At 61.6% G+C, this 7,154-nt stretch carries 6 protein-coding genes and 1 pseudogene; 6 read left to right on the forward strand and 1 reads right to left on the reverse strand.

Going from position 1 to position 7,154, the window contains the following annotated elements; all coding sequences use genetic code 11:
- Positions 1-127: 127 nt before the first annotated feature.
- The 6 genes from gcl (at position 128) to G6N73_RS16120 (ending at position 6,220) form a co-directional block, all read left to right on the forward strand.
- Positions 128-1,909, forward strand: a complete 1,782-nt coding sequence (gene gcl / locus G6N73_RS16095) for a glyoxylate carboligase (RefSeq protein ID WP_165029304.1) — start codon at positions 128-130, stop codon at positions 1,907-1,909.
- A 17-nt stretch (positions 1,910-1,926) separates the two neighbouring features.
- Positions 1,927-2,724, forward strand: coding sequence for a hydroxypyruvate isomerase (gene otnI / locus G6N73_RS16100; RefSeq protein ID WP_165029306.1), 798 nt, complete (start codon positions 1,927-1,929; stop codon positions 2,722-2,724).
- Between the two features lie 40 nt (positions 2,725-2,764).
- Entirely contained in the window at positions 2,765-3,652 is an 888-nt protein-coding gene (locus tag G6N73_RS16105) for a 2-hydroxy-3-oxopropionate reductase (protein ID WP_165029308.1), read from the forward strand.
- A gap of 273 nt (positions 3,653-3,925) precedes the next feature.
- Positions 3,926-4,804, forward strand: a complete 879-nt coding sequence (locus tag G6N73_RS16110) for a VOC family protein (protein ID WP_165029310.1) — start codon at positions 3,926-3,928, stop codon at positions 4,802-4,804.
- Positions 4,801-5,634, forward strand: a complete 834-nt coding sequence (gene kdsA, locus G6N73_RS16115) for a 3-deoxy-8-phosphooctulonate synthase (RefSeq protein WP_165029312.1) — start codon at positions 4,801-4,803, stop codon at positions 5,632-5,634. Before G6N73_RS16110 ends, kdsA begins: the two co-directional genes overlap by 4 nt.
- Positions 5,635-5,854: 220 nt before the next feature.
- Entirely contained in the window at positions 5,855-6,220 is a 366-nt protein-coding gene (locus tag G6N73_RS16120; RefSeq protein WP_165029314.1) for a PRC-barrel domain-containing protein, read from the forward strand.
- Positions 6,221-6,338: 118 nt separating this feature from the next.
- On the opposite strand, the pseudogene G6N73_RS16125 reads toward G6N73_RS16120, so the two are convergent.
- Positions 6,339-7,145: pseudogene (locus tag G6N73_RS16125) on the reverse strand (alpha/beta fold hydrolase).
- Between the last annotated feature and the right edge of the window lie 9 nt (positions 7,146-7,154).

The raw sequence follows: 7,154 nt of genomic DNA on the forward strand, positions 1-7,154 counted from the left end.
AAAAGCGGTTAAGAATCAGCAGCAAAGTGCATTTTCCTAAAAATGAAAAAATATTCTGAAAAAATTGAATATCAGGCCCGTTGCGGGCATTCTGGGCGGGATCGGATTTCAGGTGAGGAGCCACGAAATGGCCAGGATGCGCGCAGTCGATGCGGCGGTTCTCGTTCTCGAAAAGGAAGGAATTTCCTGCGCGTTCGGCGTGCCGGGCGCGGCGATCAACCCATTCTATTCGGCGCTGAAGGCGCGCGGCACGGTCCGCCATATTCTGGCGCGCCATGTCGAGGGCGCTTCGCACATGGCCGAGGGCTACACCCGCGCCAAGGCCGGCAATATCGGCCTATGCATCGGCACTTCCGGCCCGGCCGGCACCGACATGATCACCGGCCTTTATTCGGCCGCCGCCGATTCTATCCCGATCCTGTGCATTACCGGCCAGGCGCCGCGCGCCCGGCTCAACAAAGAGGATTTCCAGGCCGTCGACATCGCCGCTATTGCAGCGCCCGTTTCAAAATGGGCGGTGACCGTGATGGAGCCCTATCTGGTGCCAATGGCGCTGCAGAAGGCGTTTTTCCTCATGCGCTCCGGGCGGCCTGGGCCGGTGCTGATCGACCTGCCAGCCGACGTCCAGCTTGCCGAGATTGAGTTCGACATCGACGCATACGAGCCGCTGGCCGTCCACAAGCCTGCAATGTCGCGGCCGCAGGTGGAAAAGACGCTCGCCATGCTGAATGCGGCGGAGAAGCCGCTGATCGTCGCCGGCGGCGGCGTCATCAACGCCGAAGCGTCCGATCTGCTGATCGAGTTCGCCGAAATCACCGGCGTTCCGGTCATTCCGACTTTGATGGGGTGGGGCGCGATTCCCGACGACCATCGGCTGATGGCCGGCATGTGCGGATTGCAGACATCGCACCGCTACGGCAATGCCACCATGCTTGCCTCCGACTTCGTGCTGGGGATCGGCAATCGCTGGGCCAACCGCCACACCGGCTCGGTCGAGACCTACACTGCCGGCCGCAAATTCGTGCATATCGACATCGAGCCGACGCAGATCGGCCGCGTTTTCGCGCCGGATCTCGGCGTCGTCTCGGATGCCGGGGCAGCGTTGAAAATGCTGCTCGACGTCGCGACCGAGTGGAAAACCGCGGGGAAACTGCGCGACTGGAGCGGCTGGGCCAGGGAGTGCCAGCAGCGCAAGAAAACCATGAATCGCAAGACGCATTTCGACCAGACCCCAATGAAGCCGCAGCGCGTCTATGAGGAAATGAACAAGGCCTTCGGGCGCGACACCTGCTACGTCACCACGATCGGCCTTAGCCAGATCGCCGGGGCGCAGTTCCTGCATGTGTTCAAGCCGCGCAACTGGATCAATTGCGGCCAGGCCGGCCCCCTTGGCTGGACCTTGCCGGCGGCACTCGGCGTCCGCGCCGCCGATCCAAATCGCACGATCGTCGCGCTGTCGGGCGACTATGATTTCCAGTTCATGATCGAGGAACTGGCCGTCGGCGCGCAGCACAGGCTGCCTTACATCCATGTCGTCGTGAACAACGCCTATCTCGGCCTGATCCGGCAGGCGCAGCGCGGCTTTTCGATGGATTTCGAGGTCAGCCTGGCCTTCGAGAACATCAACCGGGCAGCCGATCCGGAAGCCGGCTACGGCGTCGACCATGTCGCCGTCGCGGAAGCCATGGGCTGCAAGGCCATCCGTGTGAAGAAGCCGGAAGATTGCGCGGCGGCTTTCGCCGAGGCCGAAAGGCTGATGAAGGAGCATCAGGTTCCGGTGGTGGTCGAGTTCATTCTCGAACGCATCACCAACATTTCCATGGGCACGGAAATCGACAATATCGTTGAATTCGAAGAGCTTGCCGAGCGCAATGAAGACGCGCCGACAGCCATCGCGCTGCTCGATTGAGTTTCAAGGGAAGAAAAATGCCGAGATTTTCCGCCAACCTCTCAATGCTCTTTGGCGAGCATGATTTTCTCGACCGTTTCGACGCCGCCGCACGCGCGGGATTCAAGGGCGTCGAATATGTCGGACCATACGATCACGAGCCGGAGGTCGTTGCCGCGCGGCTGGCGAAGAACGGACTGGCGCAGGTGCTGTTCAACCTGCCGCCCGGAGACTGGGGGAAGGGGGAGCGCGGCATCGCCGTGCTGCCCGACCGCATCGACGAGTTCCGCAGGGGCGTGGACACGGCGATCACCTACGCCAAGGCGCTCGGTTGCGGGCAGGTCAATTGCCTAGCCGGCATCGCGCCGGAAGGCGTAGGACGCGACGCGCTGGAAAGCACCTTCGTTGAAAACCTGAAATTTGCAGCGGAAAGGCTTGAAAAAACTGGAATAAAGCTGCTGATTGAGCCGATCAATACGCGCGACATTCCGGGCTATTTCCTCAACAATTCGAGCCAGGCGCTGGCAATCATGGACCGTGTCGGCTCAGGGAATATCTTCCTGCAGTATGATATCTACCACATGCAAATCATGGAGGGGGATCTCGCCAGCACCATCGAGGCAAATCTCGGCCGCATCGCGCATATCCAGCTTGCGGACAATCCCGGCCGTCACGAGCCGGGGACGGGCGAGATCAATTTTCCTTTCCTCTACCAACACCTTGATCGGATTGGTTATTCGGGCTGGGTGGGCGCGGAATACAAGCCCAGGGTTGGCACGGTCGAAGGGCTGGAATGGTTCCGGGAGTTCACCGGCAAGGGAAGTGCGGCGGCCTAGGGTCGCCAGTGCCGAATTGCGGGAAAATATGGAAAAACCCATGGAAATCATAGGCTTCATCGGTCTCGGCATTATGGGTGCGCCGATGGCGGGGCATCTGCTCGACGCCGGCTATGAGGTGATTGCAAGCGATCATCGCCGAAAACCGCCGGCGGACCTCCTCGCAAAGGGGCTGAAGACCGCTTCCGGCCACGATGCGGTCGCACAAGCCGCTGATATCATTATCACAATGGTCCCCGACACGCCGCAGGTCGCCGAGGTGCTGTTCGGCGAGAAGGGGGTCGCGGAGGGGCTGTCGCCGGGCAAGATGGTCATCGACATGAGCTCGATATCGCCGATCGAGACGAAAGAATTCGCAAGCAAAATCAATGCGCTAGGCTGCGACTACCTCGACGCGCCGGTGTCGGGCGGGGAAGTGGGCGCCAAGGCCGCATCGCTGACCATCATGGTCGGCGGCGAGGAGCATGCGTTCGAGCGGGCGCGGCAAGTCTTTGAAAAGATGGGAAAAAACATCACGCTGGTCGGGCCGAACGGGGTCGGACAGACGACCAAGGTCGCCAACCAGATCGTGGTGGCGCTGACCATCGAGGCGGTGGCCGAAGCCCTTGTTTTTGCTTCGAAAGCAGGCGCCGATCCGGCAAAAGTGAGGCAGGCGCTGATGGGCGGCCTGGCCGCTTCGCGCATCCTCGAAGTGCATGGCGAGCGGATGATCAAGCGCACCTTCGCGCCCGGCTTCCGCATAGAGCTGCACCAGAAGGATCTGAACCTGGCGCTGGAAGGCGCGAAAACACTAGGTGTAGCGCTGCCGAACACATCGACCACCCAGCAGTTGTTCAACTCCTGCGCGGCGAATGGCGGCGCCAAGGAGGATCATTCGGCGCTGGTGCGTGCCCTGGAGCGCCTCGCGGGACATGACGTTGGTGGATAAAATTCGACGGACGAGGGAAGGCGACACGCAAATAACACATCGAATATAACCACTTGGCGGAATCGTGGGGCCTGCCAGGCGCGGTTTTTGTTCACAAAGCCTGTAGCCCCTTCGACCCGAGGCAAATTGGTGTGAAAACCGGCGCGTCGAATGCCATTTTCGCGCCGAACTTCGTCGGGTCCGCTTTGCCCGCGCCCTGCGCCCTTCCTGCGAGATTTTAGCGCCCTACGTCTGCCTTGAACGGATAGCCATTTTCAGGCACATGGTGGGCCGATGACCAACGCCCATTCACCCCGGCCGATCGACCACTTGGTCCTGCCTGCTGCGAGCCTCGATGTCGCACGATCGCGGCTCGGCGCGCTCGGCTTCACCGTCGCTCCAACCGGCGTGCATCCCTTCGGCACCGAAAACGCTTGCGTCTATTTCGCCGACGGCACGTTTCTCGAACCGCTGGCGGTCGGCGATGCGGCGCTCGCCGACGCGGCCGTGTCGGCCGGCAACGTCTTCATCGCACGCGACCGCCTGTTCCGGCTCAGTCATGGCGACGAGGGATTTTCAGCATTGGTGTTCGGCACGGCCGATGCCGCATCCGATCACGCGGATTTTCGCGCGCGCGGCGTCTCGGCAGGCGACATGCTGTCCTTTTCGCGCGATTTCGTCGGCCCCGACGGCAAGAGCGACACCGCCTCCTTCAGGCTGGCCTTCGCCACGGCCGGCCATACCGGCGATGCATTCTTCTTCACCTGCGAGCGCATCAACGTGCCGGAAGTCGATCGCTCAGCACTCCAGGCGCACGCGAACAGTGCGACGCGGCTGGTTGCGGTCACCGCGACGGGAAGCAGGCCCGGCGAATGGCTTGAACTCATCGCGCCGGTAGCCGGCGTCGAAGCCAGCGTCGCGGAGAATAGCATCCGTGCCGCCAATGCGACCGTCGAAGTGCTCGATGGTTCGGTCTTCGCCGACCGTTTCGACCTGGCAGCGCCAGATGGCCCGTTCCGCCTCGCGGCCGTCACTTTCGGCGTCAAAAACCTGGCCGCCGCCGAGGCAATGCTGCGGGAAGCCGCTATCCTTCATCACCGTATCGGCGACCTCCTGGTCGTCCCGCCGGCGCCGGGGCAGGGCGCCGCTTTCGCTTTCGAGGAAAACTCATGAACGTACCGAATTGGACAGTTAAGGCCGGCAATGCGGTTTTCGCCAACGACAAGCCGCTGACGCTGATCGCCGGCCCCTGCCAGTTCGAATCGCGCGGCCATGCCTTCGACATGGCCGGCGCGCTGAAGGAGATGGCGGCAAGGCTGGGCATCGGCCTCGTCTACAAGACCAGCTACGACAAGGCCAACCGCACCTCGCTCTCTGCCACGCGCGGCGCGGGGCTGGAGGCGGCGCTGCCGGTCTTCGACGATCTGCGCAAGGAATTCTCGCTGCCAGTGCTGACCGACGTGCATTCGGAAGAGCAGTGCCGCATCGTCGCGCCCCATGTCGACATCTTGCAGATCCCGGCCTTTCTCTCGCGCCAGACCGACCTTCTGGTCGCGGCCGCCCAAACCGGCAAGGTGATCAATGTGAAGAAGGGCCAGTTCCTGGCGCCCTGGGACATGAAGAACGTCGTGGGCAAGATCACCGGGTCCGGCAATCCCAACGTGCTGGTCACCGAGCGCGGCGCCTCCTTCGGCTACAACACGCTGGTTTCCGACATGCGGGCCTTGCCGATCATGGCGGATATCGGTGCGCCGGTGATCTTCGACGCCACCCATTCGGTGCAGCAGCCGGGCGGGCAGGGCGGCTCGTCGGGTGGAGAGCGGCGCTTCGTCGAAACGCTGGCGCGCGCGGCAGTCGCCGTCGGCGTCGCCGGCGTGTTCATCGAGACGCACCAGGATCCGGACAATTCGACCTCGTCCGACGGTCCCAATATGGTGCCGCTCAAGGATCTGCCGGCGCTTGTGGAACGCCTGATGGCTTTCGACAGGATCGCCAAGGCCTGAGAGTCTGTTTGGAAACTCTACCCTGGCGGTCATCTGCCGGCGTTTTCTGCGCTTCCGGTGCTCTCGGGCCCGAATGTCCGTTGCGCTCCGGTTCTCGAAAAACACCGTCATATGACTCACCATAGCGAGTTTCAAAACGGACTCTGAGACATCCCTGCGGAACCTCGCAAAGCGCTCTCCGTTGTCTGCTCATCAACTCGGCAACACGAGGAGCACGAAGATGACGACCCCCAGCGGCCACACCGACGCCATTGCGGCGTCGCGCGTCATCGGCACGGCGGTCTACAACACGGCCGGCGAAAATATCGGAACCATCGAGGATGTGATGCTCGACAAGAAGTCGAACGCCATCATGTTCGCCGTCATAGGGTTCGGCGGATTTCTCGGCATCGGCGAAAAATACCATGCAATTCCGTGGTCGGCCCTCGACTACGAGGAAAGCCGCGGCGGTTATGTCGTGCCCTTCACCAGGGAACAGCTCGAAGCCGCGCCGTCCTATTCCATCGATGAACTCAGAGGCAGCGACGGCAAGGCCGCACGCGATACGTCCTTCGATTACTACAAGATCGATCCCTACTGGTATTGATTCTGACGCTAGGCGCCTCGCGAGGGATGATAGGGTTCGACCCTTCTGCGGCGTTCCTGCAGAACAGTCCTATGGCAAGTGATGGCCCCAACCAGACGGCAGCTGCCACCGACCCCCCTCAGGAAAGGACCTTGCCGAGGAATCCAAGCATCTCGTTGTTGAATTCCTCTGGCCTTTGCAGCGGCGCAAAGTGGCTAACGCCTGGCAGGATGATCAAATCCGCTGTCGGAATACTCCGCGCCAAATAGTCGGCGTGGTCGCGCTTGATGAACTCGTCCCGCTCGCTTTGCACGATAGCAACGGGCAGATGGATACGAGCCAAATCGCCTGCTGAATAATTGGGCTCGGTTTCCATCATATGGCCGACGGCTTTAACAAATGCGTCGAATTGGTCCGGCGTGGCCGACAACGCGGCGTAATCCTTGGTATGGCGGCTGAAACATCGGTCGAGAACTGGGCTTGGCTCGATTTCCTTCGTGCCACTGGGGTCCATGTTGCAGCCGAAGAAGAACACTCATGCAACGCGATTCGGGGCTTGCATGGCGAGGATCAAGGCGATGCACGCCCCATCGCTCCAACCTACGATGGCCGCCTTCTCCAAGCGCAAGGCATCCATCACAGCCAGGACATCGGAGGCCATCAACTCATATTTGAAAGGCTGCGGATCGCGCGTGCTGCGGCCGTGCCCGCGACTATCGATGAGCACAGCGCGATAGCCTGAACTGACCAGCGCCGGGACCTGAAAGCCCCAGTTGCCGCTATGGCCGAGGCCACCATGCAACAGGATCACTGGATGGCCAGACCCGTAGGTGGCGTACCAGATACGAGCACCGTCATGTTCCACATAGCCTTCATCGCTGGCGGTCGGCAGGGGCAAGGCGCCATTTTCCTCGAAATTTCTTAGGTCGTCGTCGTAAAATTTCATGCCTTGCTC

Origin of the sequence: Allomesorhizobium camelthorni (assembly GCF_011045125.1) — a bacterium.
In the GTDB taxonomy this organism is placed as follows: Bacteria; Pseudomonadota; Alphaproteobacteria; order Rhizobiales; family Rhizobiaceae; genus Allomesorhizobium; species Allomesorhizobium camelthorni.